The sequence below is a fragment of the Allosphingosinicella sp. genome (genome assembly GCF_036570505.1).
Taxonomy (GTDB): Bacteria; Pseudomonadota; Alphaproteobacteria; order Sphingomonadales; family Sphingomonadaceae; genus Allosphingosinicella.
Genome location: NZ_DATCYB010000061.1, coordinates 1 through 22565 on the forward strand (window position 1 = coordinate 1; position 22565 = coordinate 22565).

Consider the following 22565-nt stretch of genomic DNA (forward strand, 5'->3'; position numbering starts at 1 on the left):
AAGCCACCCAGGCCGATTATGGGCGCCAGCTCGCCGAACGCGAGGCCGCCATGGCCGAGGCCGAGGCGGCCTATCGGGCCGAGATCGAGCGCACCCAGATCGAGGCCGAGCGCAACCACGCGCTATGGCTGGAGCGGGTCCGCGCCTGCCGCGACGGCGACCGCGCCGCCTGCGCCCGGCCGGGCGACTTCAGCTATTAGAAGACGGCGCGGCGAACTGTCCGAATTTAAAGGCACCGTAACGGCTTCGAAGCGTTATCTTGGAATGGAACTGAGAACCCTTATAGCGTATCTGCTCATCCTCCTCCTGATCGGCGCCCTGATTGCCGTTCGCGTCTATTATGTCCGCAAGCGGCAGGCGCGGCACAACTACAAGCATCCTTAGGCGCGACAGGCGTCTCACCACCTTGGCTCGACCTCGACAACGGGTTAGGCCGCCCGGGCGAGGAACGCCGTCTCACGATCGACCCAGTCCTTGAAGCTCGGCCGCGACAGCATCCTGTCGATGAAGGCCGCGAGCTTTGGGCGTCTTGCCGCGCCGATGTCGATGCCGAGGTGACGTAAATTGGCGAAAGGGCTCGCCACCGCAATGTCGGCGAGGGTCAGCCGGTCCTCGACCAGCCAGCCGCTGTCAGGGATTATCCCTTCCAGATAGTCGAGGATGGGCGGCAGCTCCTCGCGCTCCGCCTGCTCCGCCTCGGCCAAGTTGCCCTCGCGCCCCAGGAAACGCGGTGCGACGATCCGGTTGAAGAACATCTTGCGCCCGCAGCCGAACAGGATCGTGTCGGCGAATTCATCGTACCAGATGGTCCGCGCCCGCGCCCGGGGCTCAGCCGGAATCAGCGACGGCTCCGGCCGGACCGCCTCCAGGTAGGTGACGATCGCGGTCGAATCCGAGAGTGTGAAATCGCCATCTTTCAGGGCGGGCATTTTTCCGAACGGGCTCGCTTCGCGAAACTCCGCCTCGTCCGACCCGGGCCCCTTCAACTCCAGCGCGATGCCTTTTTCCGCTCCGGAGACCAGCACCTTGCGGACGAACGGCGATAACGACGAGCCATAGATGATCATGTGAGTCTCCCTGTTTAGTTTTCTTATGCAACCATCCCTAGCCCGGCAAGGTTGTTGACAACCGGGTTCACGCCACTATGCGGCTGTTGCGAATGATTTGCAGTTGCATAGGGGGTTTCTTTGTACCGTTTCCTGCTTTCCGCCGCGCTGGGCTTGTGCCTGACACCCTCAGCCGCCCGTGCCCAGATTGGCCCGGAGGACCAAGGCCGTCCGCACGATGATTCGATCATCGTCACCGCCACCCGCGGCGAAAAGCCCCTGAACGCCATTCCCGCTCTCGTCACCATCATCGACGAGGAGGAGATCGAGCAGCAGCGCCTGATCGCGACCGACACCTCGTCGCTCCTCGCCAACCTCGTCCCCAGCTTCTCACCCAGCCGGCAGAAGCTCTCCAGCTTCGGCGAATCCTTTCGCGGTCGCGATCCGCTCTACCTGATCGACGGAGTGCCTCAGTCCAACCCACTGCGCAACGGCTCGCGCGACGGCTACACGATCGACCTCATCGCCATCGAACGGGTCGAAGTGATCAACGGGGCCAACGCCATTCAGGGTCTTGGCGCCACCGGCGGCATCGTCAATTTCGTGACCAAGAAACCGGACCGGTCCGGCAATTGGACGTTCGGCGTCGATGCGGCCGTCACCGCAGCCGACGACTTCAACGACGAAGGCTTCGAGCATCGCGCCGGCGCCTATGCCTCCAAACGCTTCGGCGACTTCGATTTCCTGGGCTCGGCCAGCTATCATAAGCGCGGCCTCTTCTCCGACGGAGAGGGCCGATCGATCGGGGTTGACGCGACCCAGGGCGATCTCGCCGATTCCACCCAGACCAATTTCTTCGGCAAGTTCGGTTGGGAACCGACCGCCGTCCAGCGCCTCCAGTTCACCATCAACAAGTTCGACCTGAAAGGCGACGGCGACTGGTCGAGCGTCCCTGGCGATCGCGACGCCGGCATCCCCGTGACGTCGCGGCGTGGCGCCCCGGAAGGCGAGCCGGCGCTCAACGACGTCCTTACCATGTCGCTCGACTACACCCACCGCGACCTCCTCGGTGGCACCTTCACCAGCCAACTCTACCGACAGGATTTCAAGGCAACCTATGGCGGCGACCGCTTCGCCATCTTTCAGGATCCCGCCATCGCGCCTGTCGGCACCTTGTTCGACCAGTCGCAGAACCGCTCGGAGAAACTCGGCGTCCGCTTCACCCAGCGCTACACCGATATCGGCGGATCCGATGCCGATATCATCGGCGGCGTCGATTATCTCGAGGACACGACCAGCCAGGCGCTGATACACACCGGCCGCTTCTGGGTGCCCGAGACGACCTACGAGAATATCGCCCCGTTCCTGCAGCTCGACCTTCCGGTCACCGACCGCCTTACCTTTGCCGGCGGCGCCCGCTGGGAAAATGCGACGCTGAAGGTCGGCGATTACAACAGCATCGCCGGCAACCGCTCGGACCTCGTCGAGACGCCGGTGATCGGCGGCAGCCCGAGCTTTGACGAGCTGCTCCTGAATGGCTCCACCATTTATGAGTTCCTGGACGGCGTCAGCGCCTACGCCAGCTATTCGCAGGGCTATACCGTCCCCGACGTCGGGCGCGTGCTGAGGGCCGTGCGGGTCCCCAACACGAGCGTCGACGACCTGCTCACGCTGTCGCCGGTCATCGCCGACAATTATGAGGCCGGCCTTACCGTCCGCCAGGATTTCCTGACCGCGCAGCTCGCCTATTTCATCTCGAAGTCCGATCAGGGCTCCCGCCTCGTCGCCGACGCGGACGGCATCTTCAGCGTCGTGCGCCAGAAGACCCGGATCGAAGGCCTGGAGGCGACCCTGGAGGTTACGCTCGGCTCCGGTTTCAGCGCGGGCGGCAACCTTTCGATGCTGAAGGGCGAGGTCGATTCCGACGATGACGGCCGCCTCGACGCCGATCTCGACGCGATCAATATCGGCCCCAACCGCCTCAACCTCTACGCCGGCTGGTCGGGCGATGCTCTCTCGCTGCGCCTGCAGTCGGCGACTCTTTTCGATCGCAATTTCGAGGACGCAGCCGGCCTCAATGCCGCCAATTTCGACGGCTACACGCTGTTCGACCTCTATGCCGGCTACGAGACCGGCTTCGGCACCTTGAGCTTCGCCGTCCAGAATCTGGCCGACGCGCAATATATCACCTATTACGGCCAGGCCGGCTCCACCTTGGACGAGGACTTCTTCGCCGGCCGCGGCCGCACCTTTACGCTGGGCTATTCGACGGAGTTTTGATGGCGAGCGGAAGAAGGGGCAAGTCGCGCCTCCGCCCTGCCCTGCGCTGGGTGCATGCCACGTTCGGCCTCTTCGCCGCCCTCTATCTGCTGATGGCGGCCGCCACCGGCACATTGCTCCTGTTCAAGCCCGAAATATTGTCACTCGTCCACCCGGAGCTCGGCACCATTCCCGCCGACACGATCAGCCAAGCGCAGCGGCTCGCCGATCGCCTCGAGCCGGGCAGCTTCACATCGATTAAGTTTCCCGACGAAACGCTCCGGACCTTCATCGTCTATCTGCCCGACCATAGAACGGCGCTCTACGACCCGATCAGCCTCGCGCCGCTGGAAGACCGTCTCGGCCTCGTCCGCGCAATGGACTGGCTGTTCGAGCTCCACCATTATCTTCTGGCGGGGGAGACGGGAAAGCTGATCTCCGGCGCGTTCGGCCTCGCCATTGCCGGTCTCGTCCTCATCGGCCTCTATCTCTGGTGGCCGTGGCGACGCGGCTGGCGGCTGTCCAATGCTCGCGCGAAACGCCCGACCCACGCCTCGCACCTCGCCGCCCATACCACGCTCGGCATTCTGATGGCGCCCGCGCTCTTCCTGGCCGCCCTTTCCGGCGGCGCGATCGTATTCCACGAACAGGCCACCTCTCTTCTCACGGGGGCGTTCGGCAAAAAGGACCCGACCGTCGACGTCCCTGCCGCGCGCGGCTCCCTGGCCGTGCTTTCCCACGCCCGCTTCCCCAAAGCCGAGCCGCGCCTCTACATTCCGCCTGCCGAGGCTGGCGGCACCGCCACCCTTCGCCTTCGCCAGCCCGAAGAGCGCCACCCCAACGGGCGCTCCACCTTCAGCTGGGACCCGGCCAGCGCCACGGCGACCGCGGCGACCAGCGAGCCCGAGAGCGGCGCCGGCAACCGCCTCTACAACCTCCTTTATCCCCTCCACACTGGGGTGCTCGGCGGCCTCACGCTTCGCGTCATCTATCTCGTCAGCGCGATCATCGCCCTGTTCGCCGCCGTCCACGCGCTACGCTCCTGGTTCAGGAAAGGGCGCCGCCGCTAGCCCCTTCCACCCTTCGACAGCCGGCCCTAATGGGCTCCATGCTTCGCCGCGCCTCGCCTTTCTCGCACAGCCTTTGGCGCCGGGAAATCCGCGCGACCTTACTCCTCGCCTATCCGCTCATTCTCACCAACCTCGCCCAGGCCGCGATCCATGCGACCGATATCATTCTGCTCGGCTGGGTGGGACCCCGGACGCTCGCCGCGGGCGCGCTTGGGGTCAACCTGTTCAACGCCTGCCTCATCTTCGGTCTTGGCCTCGTCACCGCCTCGGCGCCGATGATGGCACGCGAACTCGGCCGCTTCCGCCACAGCGTTCGCGACGTCCGTCGTACCGTGCGCCAGGCGATGTGGGCGGCGGTCGCCATCGTCATTCCGTTCTGGCTGATCCTTTGGCAGGCCGAGCCGATCCTCATCGCCTTTGGACAGGATCCGGAACTCTCCGCCGACGCGGCGCGCTTCGTGCGCGCCGTCATGTGGGGCCTCCTCCCCTATTTCTTCTTCCTGATCCTGCGATCGTTCATCTCGGCGCTCGAAAAGCCGCTCTGGGCGCTGGTCGTCGGCGGCGTCGCCGTCCTCTTTAACGCGGCGCTGAACTATTGCCTGATCTTCGGAGCGCTCGGCTTTCCTGCCCTGGGCCTGCTTGGCGCCGGCATCGGCAGCGCGCTCTCCAACCTGCTCATGTTCGTGGCTCTCGCGGTCGTCGTCACCCGCCACAAGAGCTTCCGCCGCTATCGCCTGTTCGGCCGCTTCTGGCGCGCCGATTGGGAGAGATTCGCCCAGATCTGGCGTCTCGGGCTCCCCATCGCCGTGACCCTGTTCCTGGAGATCAGCATCTTCAACGCCGCGGTGTTCCTGATGGGCCTTATCTCCACGGCCGCGCTCGCCGCGCACGCCATCGCCATCCAGATCGCCGCCCTCTCGTTCATGGTGCCGTTGGGTCTTTCGCAGGCAGTCACCGTCCGCGTCGGCCTCGCCTTGGGGCGCCGCGACCCGGCCGGCATCGCCCGCGCCGGCTGGACCAGCTTCGCGCTCGGTGAAGGCTTCATGGCCATGATGGCGCTCCTGATGCTCACCATTCCCCATCTTCTCGTCTACGGATTCCTCGACGAGTCCGACCCGCGCAACGCCGAGGTGATCTCGCTCGCCGTCTCCTTCCTCGCTGTCGCGGCCCTGTTCCAGATCGTCGATGGCGCGCAGGCGGTCGCCGCCGGCATGCTTCGCGGCCTTCACGACACGACAATGCCGATGATCTACGCGGCCTTCGGCTATTGGGTAATCGGCCTTGGCGGCGGCGTCGTGCTCGCGTTCGGCCTGGGCTGGGGCGGTATCGGCATCTGGATCGGCCTCGCCCTCGGCCTTGCCGTCGTCGCCGTTCTGATGGTGACGCGCTGGATGCGAAGGGACGCGCTCGGCCTCACGCACGGCTAAGCACTTGGGATATAATGCGATCGCCATGGCCGTCACGTCCGCCTTGATTTTGCTGCTGCAGGCCGCTCAGGTACCGCCATCGGCGGAATCCGCCGGCTTCGGCGCGATGTGGGTCGACTGGAACGCGCTCGGGCGCCAGTCCAGCGCCGCGGAAAGGGCGCCTCCTCCCGTGCAGAAGCGAGATCGGGCCGATGCCGCCTCCCTTGGCCAGCGGGTGGGCGAGGTCGTGGCGTCCGGCGACTGCGCCATCGGCGAGCGGCTTGCCCGGGAGGCCGGCGACATTCCCCTCGCCCGCGCCGTCCGGGCCCATTGCTACGGCGTGCCGACTCGCTGACCGAGTCCGCCGCTTTCGTCGGCCAGAATGGATATTTGGTCGCCCGCGGTGCGGCACGCCGACCCCGTTACCGTCTTGGTCGAAAGCCGGACCCCATGGTCCGCAGCCGGACGTAGGGAGACGCTAGAGCGGGATGACGTCAGGCGGATTCGATGAGGATTCCCTTGGGTCTGATTTTCTGATTCAAGATGCTTGCTGGGAGCTGGAGGCCAGCGAGCATGGCGAAGCCTTATTCGATGGATTTGCGTGAGCGGGTCGTTGCGGCGGTGGCAGTGGACGGGATGTCTTGTCATGCGGCGGCCGCGCGCTTTGGTGTGGCGGCGAGTTCAGCGATCAAATGGGTGCGGCGGGTTCGCGAGACGGGCAGCGCGGCTCCGGGCCAGATGGGTGGTCACAGGCTGGGTATACTGTCGGGCGCGCATCGCACTTGGCTGCTTGAGCGGACAAGCAGCGACTTCACGCTGCGCGGACTGGTCGCCGAGCTGGCCGAACGGGGCGTGAAGGTCGACTATGTCCAGGTCTGGCGGTTCGTCCATGCCGAGGGACTGAGCTTCAAAAAAAAGCGTGCTGCCCGCCGAACAGCTCCGGCCTTGGATCGCAAGGCGGCGCGAACAGTGGCGGAAGTATCAGGGCCGGCTTGATCCGGCTCGCCTCGTCTTCATCGACGAGACCTGGGCGAAGACGAACATGGCGCCGTTGCGCGGCTGGGCGCCACGCGGCCAACGGCTCCACGCCAAAGTGCCTTATGGCCACTGGCGCACGATGACCTTCCTCGCGGCGCTCCGCTGCGACCGGATCGATGCCCCTTGCGTGCTCGACCAGCCGGTCAACGGCCAGAGCTTCACCGACTATGTCGAGCAGTGCCTCGTGCCGACGCTCTCGCCCGGCGACATCGTCATCATGGACAATCTCTCGAGCCACAAACGTCCGGCGGTGCGGAGCGCGATCCGCGCCGCCGGCGCGCGGCTGCTGTTCCTGCCGCCCTACTCGCCAGACCTCAACCCGATCGAGCAGGTCTTCGCCAAGCTCAAACACCTCATGCGAAAAGCCGCCGAGCGCACCCACGAAGCAACCTGGCAACGCATCGGAACCCTCCTCGACGCGTTCCCGCCACACGAGTGCGCCAACTATCTCAGAAACTCCGGCTATGCGTCAGCCTAACGTCATCCGACTCTAGACAGCGGGACGAGGCGAAGGGGAAGGTTGTGGCTGGAAAACCACGCCAGCTCGCCTCGGTTCAACGATGAAATCAAACGCTTCGCCGCAGCGCCTGTCCTGTGGTATAACAGAAGCTCAGGAGGAAGAAGCCATGTTCGGTTCCATCATGCATCGCCAGGGGGAACAGGCATTCGCACACGATCCAGCGCTGCGCGGCTATCACGCCGTCTATCGCGAGGGTGAGATCAACCATTGCCCCGGCTGCGGTCGGTCGCACTGGATCATCGGGCGCTTTTCCGCCGAATGCGGCTTCTGCGCGACGGCGCTCGCGCTGGCCGACGGCGGCCTCATGGGCATGGGCGTGCGCAGCCGCGGCCACCGGGGCGACGCGATCTGGGCGGAGGCGAACGCAGCCTGATGCCTAGCCGCATTTCACCTCTTCGATGATCTCCGTGTCCTCGTCGTAGAAGATGTTCATGCGCTCTGGGCTGTAATCCATCGTCACCGGACAGGTCGTGCAGGCGATCCGCCAATTGGCATTTTCAGGCTCGTCCGGAATTTGCGAGCGCGGCTGACCCACCAGATTTTGATAATTCGAAGCGCCGCATTCGTCGGCGTCTTCGAGCACCGGACCGGTTGGCTCCGAGGACGGCGGCTCGCCGGGTTCGGTCTGCGCTGGCTCGGTGACGACATTGCTATCTGCCGGCGCGGGCTCGGACGATTCGGCTGCGATCATCTCATTTTCCTCTTCGGGCTCCGCCGGCTGAACGGCGCAAGCGGCCAGAATACCGGCGGCGGCAATGATCGAAAGGCGCATCGGACTTTCTCCTTCAGCGGGTTAAAGGCGGCTTCTTGCTTTCGGGTTCCCGGAGACGACCGTATGCGCGTCGTGACGAGGCACTTTCCCGGCGGCTGGGGAGAGTCGGTAGAAATCGGCCACAATCGATCGAGGGCTAGGCCGAGAACCAGTTTGCCGGCCCGCGCCGACCAGCCGAGAGCCCGTTCCGCATCGCGCATGCCTTCGCCTGCGCAGACAATGCGCCACACCACGTCGTCCAGGCCAGGGCCCACAGCCGCCACGGCCGCGTCGAATCTTTGCTTTGTCGCGATCTGGCGGTGGTCGGATCGTTGGTTTCAGGGCTCCGCGAGCGGTCTTGTCCAGAGGCGGCGCATTCCATTTCATGGTGACGCTGGGGCCGAGCTGGGCCCGCTCCCATTCGCCGCGTAGCCGTTCCCCCGCCTCAAACTGCCGCGCGCTGACATGGCCGCGCCCTCAGCCATCCCAACGGCGATTCCGCGAGATTGACAGTGACCGAGCGCACCCGCTTTCCCGTTGCCGATCGCGTGGGAGCGCGTCCGAGCCCGCCCTCATCGCCCGGCACGGCTCGTTCGATCAATATCCTGTTTCTTTTCGGTGCCGCCACGTGCCTCTCCTATCGAATCCTCGAACGAGGGTCTTGCCATTTCGGTGCGCATGTAGGAAAGAGAAATAACCGTTGAGGTTCATGAGGACGAAAATGATCACCCGCATCCGCGAAGTCCGCCGCGCGAAGAAGATGACCCTCCAAGACGTCGCCGACCGCTGTGACCCGCCGACGACACCGCAGACGATCGGACGGCTGGAAACCGGCACGCGCACCGTGTCCGTCGGCTGGCTCAACCGCATCGCCGGGGCGCTCGGGGTCGAGGCCGGCGATCTGGTCAAGCTGCCGGACCGGGAGGACATACCCGTCGCGGCCGTGCTCGAGCATGACGGTGCCCACGCTCCGCGGCGCGAGGGCGTCGTGATCCCCCCGGGGTCGGAGCCTGGCCTGGTCGCGATTACCGTCGCCGCGGGCTTTGGCGACTATCGCGGCGGCGACGAAATCTGGCTGAAACGGCTTTCGCCCGAACAGCTCGGGCCGGCGATGAACAAGGACATCCTACTCCCCCGTCCCGCCGGCCGCTACCTGTTCGGCCGCCTGATCGGTCGCGAGGAAGGAAAGCTTCACATCCTCCCCCTGGGCTCCGGCCGGCGCCAGATCGTCGTCGCCGATCCGCCTTGGGCCGCGATGGCGGTGAAGCTGATCCGGAAGCTGTAGTCGGAACCGGCCCACCCCGCGGCCGTTCTCGAGGCAACCGGGATGGAAGGGTCAGGCATGAAGAGCGCGAGCGGATACGACATCCTTCCCCTCACGGATGCGAAGCGCGACGTGCTCGCCCGCGATCTCACCGCAGAGGAACGTGAAGTCATCCTCCACCACGGCACCGAGCGGGCCTTTTGCGGCACTCTGCTGAACAACAAGGAGGGCGGCCTCTATGCCTGCCGCCTGTGCGGCCTTCCGGTCGGGAAGCAAGTTCGAATCCGGCACCGGCTGGCCGAGCTTCACCGAGCCCTTCGATCCCGCCCACGTCAGCGAAATACGCGACACGAGCCACGGCATGGTCCGCATCGAGGAACGCTGCGCGCGCTGCGATACCCATCTCGGCCACGTCTTCCCGGACGGTCCGCCGCCCAATCATCAGCGTTATTGCCTCAATTCGGTCTCGCTGGAGTTCGTGCCGGAGGGCGAAGAGCCGCCACACCGCCTGGCGAGGGACGAAGCGCCCGCGGGCAAATAGCGCGGATCGTGTTCTTCTTTTCGAACCGCCTCGGCTGCATGGCCTCGCTTGCTCTTTCGGCGGTCGGGACTTTCCTCCTCCTCTGGTTCCTCGGCTGGACCCGAAAGAATTCGCGGGTCACCCGGCCTTGACTCGCAAGATCATCTGTGCCCGAATCCAAGACTCGATGAAGATGAGGCTGAGGTGACCGCGATCATACGCTGACGGCGGAGGGGGAAATGGGCACATCGACGATAGATGGCACAATCGAAGCCGTTGATATCAAGCGAAAGCGGGGCAAGTTCACCATTTTCAGAACTATCCGGTTCCGGCTCGACAACGGCGCCGAAAAGACCGTCACCAAGGCGCTGGTGGCGGATGAGCTTGCCAACATCCTGAGTCCGGGGACGAGCGGCCGTTTCTATCTTTTCACCGCCGTCGATCAGAAAGGCGTGCACGGAATTCGGAGCCGGCAAGGCGAAACCGCCTACGCCTGGGTCGGAGGTAACGAGAAGGCGATGCGGTTCATGTTTCTGCTCCTGCTCGCCACCGTGGTCCTGATGATCGCGATAACGGGCGATGTCGGCCTTCTCCCCTTCGGCATCATGATATTGTCGGCCGTCTGCTGGTATCTCTATCGCAAGGCGCGGATCGAAAGCCGGCGCCAGTTCGACGCCGACAGCGGATATGCGGCTAGCGCCGCATCGCCGGACCCGATCGCGCCCGCGGCACCCGCCTGATGTCGACCTCGGCGGGCCACGCCGACGCCGGATATGACCGCCCCTACCGGGACATGGCAACCTTCGCGCGCGTGACCCAATGGCTGCTTTACGCGAGCGCCGCCGTGTCTGCCGCCGGGTTCTATTTTTCGGGTTTGGGCGGCGACGGGTCGACGCTCGTCGCTTCGGCGCCCCCCGCCCCCATCGAGGCCGTGGTCGGCCTGCTGGAGTTCCCGCTGTGGATCGCCAATGTGGTGACGGTACTTCGCTGGACCTATGTCGCCAACGCCAATGCGCGCGCGCTCGGCGCCACCGACCTGACGGTGACGCCGCTCATGTCGATCCTGTGGTATTTCATTCCCCTCGCTAATCTGTGGATGCCCTTGCAGGGAATGCGCGAAATCTGGAAAGGGAGCGTCAAGCCGCACGACTGGGAAACGGTCGGCACGCCCCCGCCGCTGATATTCTGGTGGCTCTTCTGGCTGGCGGCCGGAATCTCCGCGACGATCGCCCTGCCGATGATGCTCGAAGCGGCAGGCCGGCAGCCGTTCGACCCCGAAGGCGCGACGACGCTGCTTCTGGGCGCCGAAGGGCTCATCGCCATATCGAACCTTCTCATGATTCCCGCCGCGCTGCTGCTGGCGATGATCATCGGACGCGTCGAGGCGCTGCAGGCCGCGCACCGTGGATCGGCGGAGGCGCTCGCCTGACGCGCCGCGCCGGGCATGGACGGGATAGCCCACGGAACGCACGGGGGGACGACAATGAACGGAAGCGCAAGCAGGCTGGCCCCACTCGCCTACGGCTACCAGTATCGCGACATGGCGGGGCTCGCGGGCGTGACGCGATGGCTGCTCTATGCGCTCGCCGCTATCACGGCGTTATGGCTGGCGGACTGGGCCTTCGGATACGAACCCTTCGTCGACCGGCACGCGGAGGTCACCGCGCTGGAATCCGCGCTCGGTATCGGCCGTGGCCTCGCCTGGCTGGCCTGCGCCATAGTCGTTCTTCGCTGGATCCATCGCGCCAACGTCAACGCGCGCGCGCTGGGCGCGAGGGATCTGGCGGCCTCGCCCGGCATGTCGGTCGGCTGGTTCTTCGTCCCGATCGCCAATCTGTGGATGCCTTTTCAGGCGATGCGCCAGCTCTCGAAGGCGAGCGCCAAACCGGGGGACTGGGAGGCGGCGGACACATCCGCCCTGCTGGCCTGGTGGTGGCTATTCTGGCTGGGGTGGCAGGTCGCGACGGTCGCCGCCATGGTCCTGACCGGCCAGGGAAGAGGCCGCCAGGCGCTCGACCCGGAGGGAGCGCAAGGCCTGCTCCAGCTGGCCGACAAGGTCACGGCGCTGTCCCATCTTTTCACCGTCTTCGCGGCCCTGCCGCTTGCGACGATCGTCGCGCGAATCCAGGCGATGCAGACCGGCCCTCGCGACTCCTCGGCCGCATTCGCCGCCCGCGCTATCGGAGTGCCCCCATCGGATAGGCCTTCTATCGCCGACGCGCCCGCCCGTCCCAGCCTCGGAACTGCTATGGGGTCTGGCGCGAACCAGACCGATTACGAGGCGCGCTTTTCCATCATCGTCGGCTGCGTGTATTTGCCCATCGGTGTGTTGATGCTCATCCCACTGGCCGATGGTCTGCCGATCGAGATGAGAGACGCGGGATCCTGGATCCTGTTGGTAGTCCTCGGCCTCGGAATGCTTCTCGCGACCTTACTGTTATTCCTCGGAGGCCGGGCGCTGATCGACCGCAGCGTCCAGCTGCGTGTCGGCGAACGGGGCCTGTCATGGAAAACGGGCGTGTTCGGCAGGTCGCCGCGGCTGATGGAGTGGAGCGACATCCTGTCGGCCAGGATTGAGCGTGGGTACAGGGTCAGAAATCTGGTTGTGGACCTGTCCGATGGAAGGGGGCGGAAAACCGAGACTTTCGATCTCTCGTTCCTGGACGCAAAGGATGGGGACTTGATCGCCGCGCTGAGGGGAAGGGGTGTACCCGTAGATTAGGACACGGGAAGGATCGTGGATGAGAAATACCGGGCTCACCGCCGCCTTGCTGTTCGCGGCCGTTCCGGCCGTCGCCGCGCCTCCCATCACCAGCAACGGTGAGTGGTGGCCGCTTTCGCCCGAATCGTCATGGTCGGCCTGGTGGCCCGCCTGCATCGTTCAAAGCTCCTGGGACGGACCCGCGGCAGACGACCGCACGGCGCTCGCGACGCTCTCAATCTCGACAGTCCTAGGGACAGAAACCTATTTCCTCTCCGTTTCCAACGATTCCTGGAAGAGCATCTCCGAAGCAGAGAACCTATCGGTCGCGTTCGGCTTCGACGACCGGGAGACCGCCAAGGCCGACCTGCCGGTCCTGGGTTTCGTCCAGGCGGGCGAAGTCGGCCCCGGTTTCAATACCGGCGTGGATGCCGACTTTCTGCGCCGGATGGCGGCGGCCGAAACGATGGAAGTCCACCTTGATGGTGAAGATCCCGTGAGCTTCGACATGAATGGCGCGGCCGCGGCGGTAGAGACGCTGCTCGCCTGCTCGAAAGCCGAGCGCGCCGCGATCGAAGTGCAAATGAAGCGGCGGCATTCTGACGAACAGCGGCCGCGATAGGTCTCGAAGCTACCGGTCCCTATCGGAACTGGTGGGCGCTGACGGGCTCGAACCGCCGACCCTCTCGGTGTAAACGAGATGCTCTACCAACTGAGCTAAGCGCCCGCGCCCTTGCGCAGCGCCCGCGCACTGCCACTTGGCGAAGCCGAGAGCAAGTCCCGGTCGCTGCCGAGCAGCGCGGCCAGATCGCCGGGACGCTCGACCAGGTCGGCCAGCGTATAGCGGTCGAGCACGCCGATGAACGCCGCCACGGCCTGTCCGAAAATGCCGGTCAGCCGGCACCCGGGGGCGATGCGGCACTGGCTGCAGTCGACCAGCGTGAAGCCGTCCTCGGTATGGCGCACCACTTCGCCGACACCGATCGCCGACGCCGGCCGCGCCAGCCTGATTCCGCCGGCGCGACCACGCGCGCTCTCAATGAAGCCGGCCTTGCCGAGATCGTGGACCACCTTGGTCAGGTGGTTGCGCGACACACCGTAGGAGGTGGCGATCTCGGAGACCGAGCACAGCCGATCCGCGTTCGCCCCTGCATAGGTGAGCACGCGCAGGGCATAATCGGTGTAGAGCGTCAGTCGCATTCCTCATCCAGTCCACCGGCTGCGCTAATGATGTATTTCATTTACATCTATTAGCGCAGCAATTATGTATTTTCTATACATGATTCGGAGCCGCCGATGAAAGCCCCGCCCGATCTCGACGACGACCAGCTGACGAAGGTGGTTCACGCCTTCTATGCACGCGTCCGCCAGGACGACCGGATTGGTCCGCTTTTCAACGCCGCGGTGGAGGATTGGGACGAGCATCTCGACCGCCTCAGCCGCTTCTGGTCGTCGGTGATGCTGACCAGCGGGCGCTACAAGGGCAATCCGATGGCCGCGCACCGCCGCCATGCCGAAGCGATCGAGCCGTCGATGTTCGATCGCTGGCTAGAGCTCTGGGCCGACGTCACGGACGAACTGATGCCGCCCGCCGCCGCCGCCGCGATGCAGGCCAAGGCCGCCCATATCGCCGATAGCCTGAAGCTCGGTCTCTTCTTCCGCGTTCCTCCCCATGAACCCCAGGCCAGCGCCCGGGCATCTTCGTAAGGAAAGAATGATGGTGAACTCCGTTCTCGGTTCCGCTCCGCTGGAGCGTCAGGGCGTCGATCCGGCGCCGGCCGGCCCGTAGACGATGCCCGCGTCGCGCCTTACCCGCCCCACGCCAGCGAGATTCGGACCGCAGCCTGACATGTCTGACGCCCCTTCACCCTATCGCACGACACCGGTGTTCGACGAGACGAGCCTGCCCGCCGCGCTGAAGCGGGAGCACAGCACGAAGGCCGGCGTCTGGGGCGTGATCCGCGTTCTGGAAGGCCGTCTCCGACTCGTCCATCTCGATCCCGTGCGCGAGGAATCGCTGTCGCCCTCCCGTCCGGGCCTTATTCTTCCGGAGCGGACGCACTATGTGCGGCCCGAAGGAGCCATGAAGATGCAGGTCGAATTCTACGACCGACCGCCCCAGATCCTCCAAGGAGACCCCGCATGACCTCTACGCCCCAACGGCCCGTCGACGCCCGCGTCGCGTTCCGCCGCCTGATGGCGTGGACCGGCGGCGCGGCCGTCGTGACGATCATGGGCGCTCTCATCTATCTCGGCATGCAGGACGGCGAGATGCCCTGGCACATGATCCTGGCGACCATCCTCGGCGTCGGCTTCACGGTCCTCCTCGGCGGTGGGCTGATGGCACTCGTTTTCCTCAGCGCCAATAGCGGACAGGACGACGAGGTCCGCTAACCCCTAGACGAGGAGCGGCGAGAGCCTTTGCACCGCCTTCAGATAGGCTTCCAGGCTCGCCGCCGCCTCGTCCGTCAGCTCGATGAATACCCGGCGCCCGTCCTGCGGGTCGGCCGAACGGACGAACAGCCCGTGTTCGCATAGCGTCTTGATCCAGCGAAGCGCCGTTGTGGGCGGGACCGCGGCGGCGACGCAGAGGCTAGAGACCGCCACCCGCTCGTCCGCCAACCGTGCGGCCAGCAGGTCGAGCTGCATGTCCCAGGCCGGATCGGCGAACAGATCGGCATGGAAATACCGGTCACGCAGGCGCCGCGCGCGGATGATGGTCCGCACCTGCCCCGCCGTGATCTCCCCCTCCTTCTCCGTCTCCGACGGCCGCGCGGGCGCTTCGGAAGCCTCTGCCCCTTCGGAAAGGCTGGCCAGGATGCTGGCGATCCGACCGACCTCCTCGCTCAGCTGCTGCAAGCCTATTCCCTGCGATCGCCGCACGTCATGCAGCCGCTTCGGCCGCGGGGCCGAGGCGAACGCGATCGCCGCCACTCGTTCCAGCTCGGTCGCGCCGCAAAGATGATGAACCCCCGCATGCGGAGTGCGCGCGGCGACCAGGTCGATCAACTCCGGCGGAACCGCGACCACGCTGCCATGCCGGTCCGCCCGCGCCGCCGCCTCCAGCCGATCGAGCAGCCGGTCGAGTACGGCGCCATGATCGCGGTCAAGCTCGACGACGACCGTGCTCACGGCGGCCTGCCGATCTAGCCGGTCGACGGCTTCCTCTATACCGACCGTGTCGCTGACGCGGCAGCCCGCCTGTTCCGCCGCCCGGCGCCCCCGCTCGGCGGCGGCCTCGCCATCGGCCAGGACGAGCACCGCTGGACTATCCCGATATTCGATCATGTACAGCGCATCATGCGCGATGTTCAGCGGCATGGTCATGTCCTCATCGGGCCCTATCTGTCGCCGATGCGGAGGAATTTTGAGGGTCCGACGTCTCCATATCGGCGCGACTTTCCCATGCCAAAAGCGTGAAGACATGGACCTGTCGGGTTCCACGCGGACCGCGGCGGCGACGAACGCGCCGGCCCGGACGAGAGGAGCGTCCGTTCGCTCGCGGCGTGAATTGAATCTAGTCCTCGCGCCGGCGCGACACTGTCGGCGAATCTGGACCGATTTGGAGTCATTTTCCTCCAAGACGGCGGCAGCCGACGAGGATGCCCCCCCGTTCAGGCGTCCGCGGCCAGGATCCAGTCCACGGCGGCCTGACTATGGAGCGCGGTCGTGTCGTATACCGGCAGCACGTTGGCGCCGGGATCGACCAGCATCACCAGTTCGGTGCAGCCGAGGATCACCGCCTGCATCCGCGCCTGCGCCATCATGGTGAGGCAGGTCTTCAAGGTCCGCTGCGATACGCGGCTGACGGTGCCGCGCGTCAGCTCGTCGAAGATGATGCGGTCGATCTCCCGCGCCATCGCCGCATCGGGAACCGTGACCTCGATGCCGTGGGCCTCGATCCGCTCGCGATAGAAAGGCTCCGACATCGTGAAGCGCGTGCCGATCAGCCCGGCCCGCTTCACGCCGTCCCGCACGAGCTTTTCGGCCGTGATGTCGCCGATGTGGAGCATCGGGATTTGGACCTCGCCGGCGACGCGATCATAGACCTTGTGCATCGTGTTGCTGGCTATGAGCAGCCCCTCGGCGCCGGCCCTCTCGAGCCGCTTCGCCGACGCGGCCATCATCTCGGCCAGGGCGTCCCACTCGCCCGCCGACTGAAGCTCGGCGATCGGCCCGAAATCGTGGCTCTCGATGAGCAGCGGCGCGGAGACCAGCCCTCCCTGGCGGCGACTCACGCCCTTGTTGATCGCCTCATAATAAAGGACGGTCGAGGCCCAGCTCATCCCGCCGATTAGACCCAGCTTGCGCACTTGCACTCCCACCCGCGCGACCATCGCCGCGCCCGGACTCTCTCGAAAGACCACTTTGGCAAGCCCCCACGACCACTGCCGGAGGGGATGAATCGCTTTCTAGACGAGCGACTTCACGATGTCTTCCACCATCTTCTTGGCATCGGCCAAAAGCATCATGGTGTTGTCGCGAAAGAACAGTTCGTTTTCGACGCCGGCATAACCGGCGCCCCCCATCGATCGTTTGATGAACAGGACGGTCTTGGCCTTCTCCACGTCGAGCACCGGCATGCCATAGATGGGGGACGACTTGTCGGTCTTGGCCGAGGGGTTGGTGACGTCGTTGGCCCCGATCACGAAGGCGACGTCGGAGCGCGCGAATTCGGAGTTGATGTCCTCGAGCTCGAACACCTTGTCGTAATCGACGCTGGCCTCGGCGAGCAGCACGTTCATATGGCCGGGCATTCGGCCGGCGACGGGATGGATGGCGTATTTGACGGTCACCCCTTCAGCCTCCAGCAGGTCGCCCATTTCGCGCAGCGCATGCTGCGCCTGGGCCACCGCCATGCCGTAGCCGGGGACGATGATGACCTGCTCCGCCTGCTTCATCAGGAAGGCCGCGTCCTCCGCCGAGCCGCGCTTGTAGGGACGGTCGAGCGCGGGCCCGCCGCCGCCCGACACGGCATCGCCGCCGAAACCGCCGGCGATGACGCTGATGAAGGAGCGGTTCATCGCCCGGCACATGATGTAGGAAAGGATCGCGCCCGAGCTGCCGACCAGCGCCCCGGTGATGATCATCGCGCTGTTTTGCAGGGTGAACCCCATCGCCGCCGCCGCCCAGCCCGAATAGCTGTTCAGCATCGAGACCACGACCGGCATGTCGGCGCCGCCAATCGGGATGATCAGCAGGAATCCGATCAGGAAGGACAGGGCCGTTACCGTCCAGAACACCCAGCCCGACTGGTCGGTGACGAAATAGCCGATGAGCCCGAGGATGGCGGCCAGCGTGCCGAGATTGATCACATGCCGCATCGGCAGGATGATCGGCTTGCCCGACATGTTGCCGTTCAGTTTGAGGAACGCGATCACCGAACCCGAGAAAGTGATCGCGCCGATCGCGACGCCGAGCCCCATCTCGACCCGGCTGACGTCGAGTATTTCCCCGTCCGCGTCGAGGATGCCGAAGGCGTCGGGATTGAGGAACGCCGCCGCCCCGACCAGCACCGCCGCCATCCCGACGAGGCTGTGGAACGCCGCCACCAGCTGCGGCATCGCGGTCATCGCTATCCGCCTGGCGATGACGAAGCCGATCGCGCCGCCGATGGCGATGGCGATCAGGATTTCGACGAGGCTCGCGATCTCGTGGGTGACGAGGGTGGTGACCACGGCGATGGCCATGCCAACCATGCCGAAGCGATTGCCCCGGCGCGAGCTTTCCGGTGAGGACAGGCCCCTCAACGCCAGGATGAAGCAGACGCCCGCGATCAGATAGGCGAGCGGCACCCAGGCCGGAACGTGGGCGACTTCATGCATGCGCCATTACCCCCGAGCGCCCGATCACCCCTTGCGCTCCTTCTTCTTGTACATGGCCAGCATCCGCTCGGTCACCGCGAAGCCGCCGAAGATATTGACGCTCGCCATAGCTACGGCGGCGAGGCCGATCCACTTCGCCTCCGGCACCCCCGCCGTCGCCGCCGCGATCAGCGCGCCGACGATTATCACCGAGGAAATCGCGTTGGTGACGGCCATCAGCGGCGTGTGCAGCGCCGGCGTCACCGACCAGACGACATAATAGCCGACGAAACAGGCCAGCACGAAGATCGACAGGATCGATATGAAGGTCATTTGTGCTCTCCGCTCAGCCCGTCGACAGTCTCTCGTTCACTACCTTGCCGCCCTTGGTGAGCCGCACGCCCTTCACGATCTCATCGTCATCCGGCAGCACGACCCGCTTTGCTTCCTGGTCCCAGAAGGCGGAGAGGAAGTTGTAGAGGTTGCGGGCGTAAAGGGCGGACGTGTCGGCGGCGAGGCGGCTGGGCACATTGCGGTGGCCGACGATCTTGACGCCGTGACGCTCCACGATTTCGCCCGCGACCGCGCCTTCGACATTGCCGCCCTGTTCGACAGCTAGATCGACGATCACGCTGCCCGGCTTCATCGTCGCCACCTGAGCGTCACTGATAAGGCGGGGGGCGGGCCTGCCGGGGATGAGGGCTGTGGTGATGACGATGTCCTGCTTGGCGATATGGCTGGAGACGAGCTCGGCCTGCGCCATCTTGTATTCGTCGGACATTTCGGTAGCGTAGCCGCCGGCGCCCTCGCCTTCGATGCCCTTCACCTCCTCGACGAAGATCGCCTTGCCGCCGAGGCTCTCGATCTGCTCGCGCGTCGCGGCGCGCACGTCGGTCGCGGAGACGACGGCGCCCAGCCGCTTCGCCGTGGCGATCGCTTGCAGGCCCGCGACGCCGACGCCCATGATGAACACCCGCGCGGCCGAAATCGTGCCGGCCGCGGTCATCATCATCGGGAACGCCCGGCCATATTCGGAGGCGGCGTCGAGCACCGCCTTGTAGCCGGCGAGGTTCGCCTGGCTCGACAATATGTCCATCGACTGGGCGCGGGTGATGCGCGGCATGAACTCCATCGCCAGCGCCTCCACGCCGACAGCCGCATAGGCGTCCACGCGCTCGCGCTCGCCGAAGGGATTGAGCGCTGCCACGACCAGCGCGCCCGGCTTGATATCGCCAAGATCACCCGGCGACGGCCCCTGCACGGCGAGCACTGCGTCCGCGCCCTGCAACACATCCGCCCGTGAACCCAAAGTGGCGCCGGCCGCTTCGAAATCGGCATCCGCGATCGACGCGCTGGCGCCCGCGCCCCGCTCGACCGCCATCTCGGCGCCCAGCGCGATGAACTTCTTGACGGTCTCGGGGGTGGCGGCGACCCGGCGCTCACCCTCCACTGTTTCCTTCAGAACCGCGATCTTCACCCCCGCGGCCCCGGTCAGCTGGCGAGGATCAGAACGACGAGCATCGCTACGACGAAGCTGACGACGGCGCCCCATTTCATCATCGCTGAAAAGAGCGAATAGCTCTTTTCATGGGCCTTCATCTCAACCTGCGCTTCGCCTTCGCCCGCCATTGCCGTCCTCTTAAATCCTTTGGTCGGCACAACCCTTATCAACGGGCGCGCGATGTCCCAAGTCCAAAGTGTCAATATCCCACGGGTGCTGCCAGGCCGCGAGTCTGAGCTCGATACGATCCCTCGACGAGGGCAGCCGCCAGCGCCCACATCATTTCTTCGCTATGCAATGTCCTCGCCACCCAATCGGATCCTTGCTGAAATGCATATACCGTTTTTCGAATGTCGCGCCGTGTCGAGCGGCCCTAAATCACACCCGCCGGGGAATCGCCCCGGTCATTGGCATGCATGCCGGGGCACGAGGCGGCTCCCCCTCCGTCTCGTGCCCCGTTTTTCCCGCTCTGGACGTTTCAGGGCGCCAGTTTAAGCGGGCCTTTACCTGATCCCGTTACAGGCCTTGGCATGAGCGTAGCAGCATCCACCCGGCCAAGCGCGAACCGTTGCCTGTTGCTGATCGACGATGAGCCGGCCCAACGCCGGCTGGTGACCGCCATCGGCGCCCGCGCCGGCTGGTGGGTGATGGGCGCCCCCGACGTCGAAGCCGCGCAAGCGCTGCTCCAGAGCGAGGAAGGCCAGGACGTCGAGGCGATCCTGCTCGATCACTGGCTCCCCGGCGAGGCAGGCGATGTGGTCATCCAGCAGATCCGGGCCCTTCGTCCCGATCTCCCGCTGCTCGTCCTTACCGCGCAGACCTCGGTCGGCGTGGCGGTGGACGCAATGCGGGCCGGCGCGAACGATTTTCTGGTGAAGCCGATCGCCCCCGATCGCCTGCTCGCCGCCTTGAATGCCGCCACCGACCGCCGCAAGGCGAAGAGCGAGCTGCGGCCACTGTCCGAAAAGATCGCGCAGCCACTCGATTTCGACGAGATCGTCGGGTCGGCGCCCGAATTCCGCGCCGCCATGGCCATCGCCGCCAAGGCCGCCCGTGCCCGCGTCTCCGTGCTGATCGAGGGAGAAAGCGGGTCGGGCAAGGAGGTTCTCGCCCAGGCGATCCACACCGCGTCGCCGAGGGGCAAGAAACCGCTCGTTACCGTCAATTGTGGGGCGATCCCGGCCAATCTCGTCGAATCAGTCCTCTTCGGTCATGAAAAGGGCGCCTTCACCGGCGCGTTCGACCGGCATATCGGCCGCTTCGAGGATGCCGACGGCACCACCCTCTTCCTCGACGAGGTCGGCGAGCTGCCGCTCGACACCCAGGTCAAGCTGCTGCGCGCCCTCGAAACGGGCGAGATCCAGCGTGTCGGCGGCCGCTCCATCCAGATTGTCGATGTCCGCATCATCGCCGCCACCAATCGCCGCCTCGCCGAGGAGGTCGCCGCCGGGCGCTTCCGGGAGGACCTTTATTACCGGCTCAACGTCGTCCACTGCGCCGTTCCGCCGCTTCGCGCCCGTTCGAGCGACATCCCGGCGCTCGCGCGCCACCTGCTCGCTCGCATCGCCGAGCAGCCGGGCATGCGATACCTCAGCATCACCGACGACGGCCTAGCCGTCCTCATGACCTATGGCTGGCCGGGCAATGTCCGCCAGCTGCAGAACGCCCTGTTCCGGGCCGCCGTGCTGTGCGACGGCAATGCGCTGACCGCTGCCGATTTCCCGCACATCGCGCAGGAATCGACCTACAACAAGCGCGCCGACGATTATCATGCCAAGGTACTGAACGGCGCGTCCAGCAGTGCTGCCTTCTCCAGCGGCCCCGGCATCACGCTCTACCAACCGGACGGGAACCTCCGGAGCCTCGAGGCTATCGAGGCCGACGTCATCCGCCTTGCCATCGGCCATTATCGCGGCCGCATGACCGAAGTCGCCCGCCGCCTCGGCATCGGCCGGTCGACCCTATACCGCAAACTCGGCGAGCTCGGCATCGGCGACGCCGCCTGACGGCTTTCGGTTGACGGCATCCGGGGCTAAGAGGCCCCATGGCCGATGCCTTCCCATCCTTCCTCCGCCTCGCCACCGCCTGCTTCGCCCTTGCGGCGTGCCAGGCCGAGCCGCGAGGAAATGGCGCGGATGACAGCAATGTCGTCGCGCTGGTCGCTGCATCGGCGGACGACCTTGCGTCTGCGCCCGAGCAAGGCTCCGTCATAAGCGCGATCGGCCCGCTCACCTACCGCTATGATGCAGCCCAGCTGGCGCCCGTGGACGCTTCCGTGGCAGTGCCGCCCGACTGGACCGTGCGCGTGCCGGGCACCAAGCTCATCGCCGCCGACCGGGAAAAGCTGATCGGCAAGGCCGAATGCCTTTACGGCCTGTCCGGCCAGGCCAGCCTCTGCAATGCCGAACTGGAGGCCGGTCTGGCCTTCGCCATGGTTGAGGAACCGTATGAGGCGATCAGCGCGCGCTTTTCCGAGGAGCTTCTCGAGCCGATGCGTGTCGCCGGCATCGACGGCCTTGCCTGGAGGATCGGCGCCGAGGGAGAGGGCGCCGAGCACATCCTCCTGCCCGTAGGCGAGCGCACAATCCTGATCGTCCGCCAGTTCCGCACCAGCGGCAACCCGCCCGCGGACGCGATCGCGGCGGTCCTCCAAAGCCTCGCCCCGACAAACCGCTAAGAGCCGGC

At 65.7% G+C, this 22565-nt stretch carries 26 protein-coding genes, 1 tRNA gene and 2 pseudogenes; 18 read left to right on the forward strand and 11 right to left on the reverse strand.

Annotated elements, in window-relative coordinates:
- The coding region (locus tag VIR62_RS07020) for a hypothetical protein (RefSeq protein WP_431869890.1) at positions 1-200 on the forward strand (200 nt) is incomplete at its 5' end.
- Positions 201-428: 228 nt separating this feature from the next.
- Here VIR62_RS07020 and VIR62_RS07025 read toward each other — a convergent pair.
- Positions 429-1067 (reverse strand): glutathione S-transferase family protein, encoded by a 639-nt coding sequence (locus VIR62_RS07025; RefSeq protein ID WP_431869891.1) that lies wholly within the window; start codon positions 1065-1067, stop codon positions 429-431.
- Positions 1068-1187: 120 nt separating this feature from the next.
- Between VIR62_RS07025 and VIR62_RS07030 the strand changes: the two genes are divergently transcribed.
- The 6 genes from VIR62_RS07030 (at position 1188) to VIR62_RS07055 (ending at position 7712) form a co-directional block, all read left to right on the forward strand.
- Positions 1188-3326 (forward strand): TonB-dependent receptor, encoded by a 2139-nt coding sequence (locus VIR62_RS07030; RefSeq protein WP_431869893.1) that lies wholly within the window; start codon positions 1188-1190, stop codon positions 3324-3326.
- Positions 3326-4375, forward strand: a complete 1050-nt coding sequence (locus tag VIR62_RS07035) for a PepSY-associated TM helix domain-containing protein (RefSeq protein ID WP_431869895.1) — start codon at positions 3326-3328, stop codon at positions 4373-4375. The genes VIR62_RS07030 and VIR62_RS07035 overlap by 1 nt, the downstream gene beginning before the upstream one ends.
- A gap of 38 nt (positions 4376-4413) precedes the next feature.
- Positions 4414-5802 (forward strand): MATE family efflux transporter, encoded by a 1389-nt coding sequence (locus VIR62_RS07040; protein WP_431869897.1) that lies wholly within the window; start codon positions 4414-4416, stop codon positions 5800-5802.
- A gap of 25 nt (positions 5803-5827) precedes the next feature.
- Positions 5828-6136, forward strand: coding sequence for a hypothetical protein (locus VIR62_RS07045; RefSeq protein WP_431869899.1), 309 nt, complete (start codon positions 5828-5830; stop codon positions 6134-6136).
- Between the two features lie 218 nt (positions 6137-6354).
- A protein-coding gene (locus VIR62_RS07050) for an IS630 family transposase (protein ID WP_431869901.1) occupies positions 6355-7297 on the forward strand; the annotation gives its coding sequence in 2 pieces (ribosomal slippage) (positions 6355-6701 and positions 6700-7297; 945 coding nt in all).
- 148 nt (positions 7298-7445) lie between these two features.
- Positions 7446-7712, forward strand: coding sequence for a hypothetical protein (locus tag VIR62_RS07055; protein ID WP_431869903.1), 267 nt, complete (start codon positions 7446-7448; stop codon positions 7710-7712).
- 3 nt (positions 7713-7715) lie between these two features.
- Here VIR62_RS07055 and VIR62_RS07060 read toward each other — a convergent pair whose 3' ends face one another.
- A complete protein-coding gene (locus VIR62_RS07060; protein WP_431869905.1) occupies positions 7716-8111 on the reverse strand; it encodes an I78 family peptidase inhibitor in 396 nt (131 codons plus the stop codon).
- Positions 8112-8132: 21 nt separating this feature from the next.
- A pseudogene (locus tag VIR62_RS07065) lies at positions 8133-8616 on the reverse strand (DUF6456 domain-containing protein).
- 195 nt (positions 8617-8811) lie between these two features.
- Here VIR62_RS07065 and VIR62_RS07070 point away from each other — a divergent pair.
- The 6 genes and pseudogenes from VIR62_RS07070 (at position 8812) to VIR62_RS07095 (ending at position 13197) form a co-directional block, all read left to right on the forward strand.
- Positions 8812-9375, forward strand: coding sequence for a helix-turn-helix domain-containing protein (locus tag VIR62_RS07070; RefSeq protein ID WP_431869906.1), 564 nt, complete (start codon positions 8812-8814; stop codon positions 9373-9375).
- Between the two features lie 57 nt (positions 9376-9432).
- Positions 9433-9895 (forward strand): annotated as a pseudogene (gene msrB / locus VIR62_RS07075) (peptide-methionine (R)-S-oxide reductase MsrB).
- A 218-nt stretch (positions 9896-10113) separates the two neighbouring features.
- Positions 10114-10614: a hypothetical protein gene (locus VIR62_RS07080; RefSeq protein ID WP_431869908.1), complete on the forward strand. Its 501-nt coding sequence runs from the start codon at positions 10114-10116 to the stop codon at positions 10612-10614.
- Complete coding sequence (locus VIR62_RS07085) at positions 10614-11303, forward strand: DUF4328 domain-containing protein (protein WP_431869910.1); 690 nt, start codon at positions 10614-10616, stop codon at positions 11301-11303. Before VIR62_RS07080 ends, VIR62_RS07085 begins: the two co-directional genes overlap by 1 nt.
- A gap of 54 nt (positions 11304-11357) precedes the next feature.
- Positions 11358-12596: a DUF4328 domain-containing protein gene (locus VIR62_RS07090; protein WP_431869912.1), complete on the forward strand. Its 1239-nt coding sequence runs from the start codon at positions 11358-11360 to the stop codon at positions 12594-12596.
- Between the two features lie 19 nt (positions 12597-12615).
- Complete coding sequence (locus tag VIR62_RS07095; RefSeq protein WP_431869914.1) at positions 12616-13197, forward strand: hypothetical protein; 582 nt, start codon at positions 12616-12618, stop codon at positions 13195-13197.
- Positions 13198-13226: 29 nt separating this feature from the next.
- On the opposite strand, the gene VIR62_RS07100 is transcribed toward VIR62_RS07095, so the two are convergent.
- A tRNA-Val gene (locus VIR62_RS07100) sits at positions 13227-13302 on the reverse strand.
- Positions 13293-13775: an Rrf2 family transcriptional regulator gene (locus tag VIR62_RS07105; protein ID WP_431869915.1), complete on the reverse strand. Its 483-nt coding sequence runs from the start codon at positions 13773-13775 to the stop codon at positions 13293-13295. Before VIR62_RS07105 ends, VIR62_RS07100 begins: the two co-directional genes overlap by 10 nt.
- Before the next feature lie 96 nt (positions 13776-13871).
- Between VIR62_RS07105 and VIR62_RS07110 the strand changes: the two genes are divergently transcribed.
- From VIR62_RS07110 to VIR62_RS07120, 3 genes are all read left to right on the forward strand, one after another.
- Positions 13872-14282: a group III truncated hemoglobin gene (locus VIR62_RS07110; RefSeq protein WP_431869917.1), complete on the forward strand. Its 411-nt coding sequence runs from the start codon at positions 13872-13874 to the stop codon at positions 14280-14282.
- A 142-nt stretch (positions 14283-14424) separates the two neighbouring features.
- Positions 14425-14721 (forward strand): DUF1971 domain-containing protein, encoded by a 297-nt coding sequence (locus tag VIR62_RS07115; RefSeq protein WP_431869919.1) that lies wholly within the window; start codon positions 14425-14427, stop codon positions 14719-14721.
- Entirely contained in the window at positions 14718-14969 is a 252-nt protein-coding gene (locus VIR62_RS07120) for a hypothetical protein (RefSeq protein ID WP_431869920.1), read from the forward strand. Before VIR62_RS07115 ends, VIR62_RS07120 begins: the two co-directional genes overlap by 4 nt.
- Before the next feature lie 3 nt (positions 14970-14972).
- On the opposite strand, the gene VIR62_RS07125 is transcribed toward VIR62_RS07120, so the two are convergent.
- From VIR62_RS07125 to VIR62_RS07150, 6 genes are all read right to left on the reverse strand, one after another.
- Entirely contained in the window at positions 14973-15896 is a 924-nt protein-coding gene (locus tag VIR62_RS07125; RefSeq protein ID WP_431869921.1) for a winged helix DNA-binding protein, read from the reverse strand.
- A 293-nt stretch (positions 15897-16189) separates the two neighbouring features.
- Positions 16190-16888 (reverse strand): aspartate/glutamate racemase family protein, encoded by a 699-nt coding sequence (locus VIR62_RS07130; protein WP_431869923.1) that lies wholly within the window; start codon positions 16886-16888, stop codon positions 16190-16192.
- Positions 16889-16987: 99 nt separating this feature from the next.
- The gene (locus VIR62_RS07135; protein WP_431869925.1) at positions 16988-18400 is read right to left on the reverse strand and encodes an NAD(P)(+) transhydrogenase (Re/Si-specific) subunit beta; all 1413 of its coding nucleotides are present in this window, start codon (positions 18398-18400) and stop codon (positions 16988-16990) included.
- 24 nt (positions 18401-18424) lie between these two features.
- A complete protein-coding gene (locus tag VIR62_RS07140) occupies positions 18425-18712 on the reverse strand; it encodes an NAD(P) transhydrogenase subunit alpha (RefSeq protein ID WP_431869926.1) in 288 nt (95 codons plus the stop codon).
- Between the two features lie 13 nt (positions 18713-18725).
- Positions 18726-19856 (reverse strand): Re/Si-specific NAD(P)(+) transhydrogenase subunit alpha, encoded by a 1131-nt coding sequence (locus VIR62_RS07145; protein WP_431869928.1) that lies wholly within the window; start codon positions 19854-19856, stop codon positions 18726-18728.
- Between the two features lie 14 nt (positions 19857-19870).
- Complete coding sequence (locus tag VIR62_RS07150; RefSeq protein WP_431869930.1) at positions 19871-20008, reverse strand: aa3-type cytochrome c oxidase subunit IV; 138 nt, start codon at positions 20006-20008, stop codon at positions 19871-19873.
- Positions 20009-20410: 402 nt separating this feature from the next.
- On the opposite strand from VIR62_RS07150, the gene VIR62_RS07155 reads away from it, so the two are divergent.
- On the forward strand, positions 20411-21886 hold the full coding sequence (locus VIR62_RS07155; protein ID WP_431869931.1) for a sigma-54-dependent transcriptional regulator: 1476 nt from the start codon (positions 20411-20413) through the stop codon (positions 21884-21886).
- A gap of 38 nt (positions 21887-21924) precedes the next feature.
- Positions 21925-22557, forward strand: a complete 633-nt coding sequence (locus VIR62_RS07160) for a hypothetical protein (protein ID WP_431869933.1) — start codon at positions 21925-21927, stop codon at positions 22555-22557.
- Positions 22558-22565 lie beyond the last annotated feature (8 nt).

Coding starts and splice junctions, on each gene's coding strand:
- VIR62_RS07080 (WP_431869908.1), top strand. CDS start 10,114: ATGGGCACATCGACGATAGATGGCACAATCGAAGCCGTTGATATCAAG.
- VIR62_RS07135 (WP_431869925.1), bottom strand. CDS start 18,400: ATGCATGAAGTCGCCCACGTTCCGGCCTGGGTGCCGCTCGCCTATCTG.
- VIR62_RS07125 (WP_431869921.1), bottom strand. CDS start 15,896: ATGCCGCTGAACATCGCGCATGATGCGCTGTACATGATCGAATATCGG.
- VIR62_RS07105 (WP_431869915.1), bottom strand. CDS start 13,775: ATGCGACTGACGCTCTACACCGATTATGCCCTGCGCGTGCTCACCTAT.
- VIR62_RS07070 (WP_431869906.1), top strand. CDS start 8,812: ATGATCACCCGCATCCGCGAAGTCCGCCGCGCGAAGAAGATGACCCTC.
- VIR62_RS07155 (WP_431869931.1), top strand. CDS start 20,411: ATGAGCGTAGCAGCATCCACCCGGCCAAGCGCGAACCGTTGCCTGTTG.
- VIR62_RS07160 (WP_431869933.1), top strand. CDS start 21,925: ATGGCCGATGCCTTCCCATCCTTCCTCCGCCTCGCCACCGCCTGCTTC.
- VIR62_RS07040 (WP_431869897.1), top strand. CDS start 4,414: ATGCTTCGCCGCGCCTCGCCTTTCTCGCACAGCCTTTGGCGCCGGGAA.
- VIR62_RS07060 (WP_431869905.1), bottom strand. CDS start 8,111: ATGCGCCTTTCGATCATTGCCGCCGCCGGTATTCTGGCCGCTTGCGCC.
- VIR62_RS07150 (WP_431869930.1), bottom strand. CDS start 20,008: ATGGCGGGCGAAGGCGAAGCGCAGGTTGAGATGAAGGCCCATGAAAAG.
- VIR62_RS07095 (WP_431869914.1), top strand. CDS start 12,616: ATGAGAAATACCGGGCTCACCGCCGCCTTGCTGTTCGCGGCCGTTCCG.
- VIR62_RS07110 (WP_431869917.1), top strand. CDS start 13,872: ATGAAAGCCCCGCCCGATCTCGACGACGACCAGCTGACGAAGGTGGTT.
- VIR62_RS07140 (WP_431869926.1), bottom strand. CDS start 18,712: ATGACCTTCATATCGATCCTGTCGATCTTCGTGCTGGCCTGTTTCGTC.
- VIR62_RS07055 (WP_431869903.1), top strand. CDS start 7,446: ATGTTCGGTTCCATCATGCATCGCCAGGGGGAACAGGCATTCGCACAC.
- VIR62_RS07090 (WP_431869912.1), top strand. CDS start 11,358: ATGAACGGAAGCGCAAGCAGGCTGGCCCCACTCGCCTACGGCTACCAG.
- VIR62_RS07115 (WP_431869919.1), top strand. CDS start 14,425: ATGTCTGACGCCCCTTCACCCTATCGCACGACACCGGTGTTCGACGAG.
- VIR62_RS07120 (WP_431869920.1), top strand. CDS start 14,718: ATGACCTCTACGCCCCAACGGCCCGTCGACGCCCGCGTCGCGTTCCGC.
- VIR62_RS07085 (WP_431869910.1), top strand. CDS start 10,614: ATGTCGACCTCGGCGGGCCACGCCGACGCCGGATATGACCGCCCCTAC.
- VIR62_RS07035 (WP_431869895.1), top strand. CDS start 3,326: ATGGCGAGCGGAAGAAGGGGCAAGTCGCGCCTCCGCCCTGCCCTGCGC.
- VIR62_RS07045 (WP_431869899.1), top strand. CDS start 5,828: ATGGCCGTCACGTCCGCCTTGATTTTGCTGCTGCAGGCCGCTCAGGTA.
- VIR62_RS07025 (WP_431869891.1), bottom strand. CDS start 1,067: ATGATCATCTATGGCTCGTCGTTATCGCCGTTCGTCCGCAAGGTGCTG.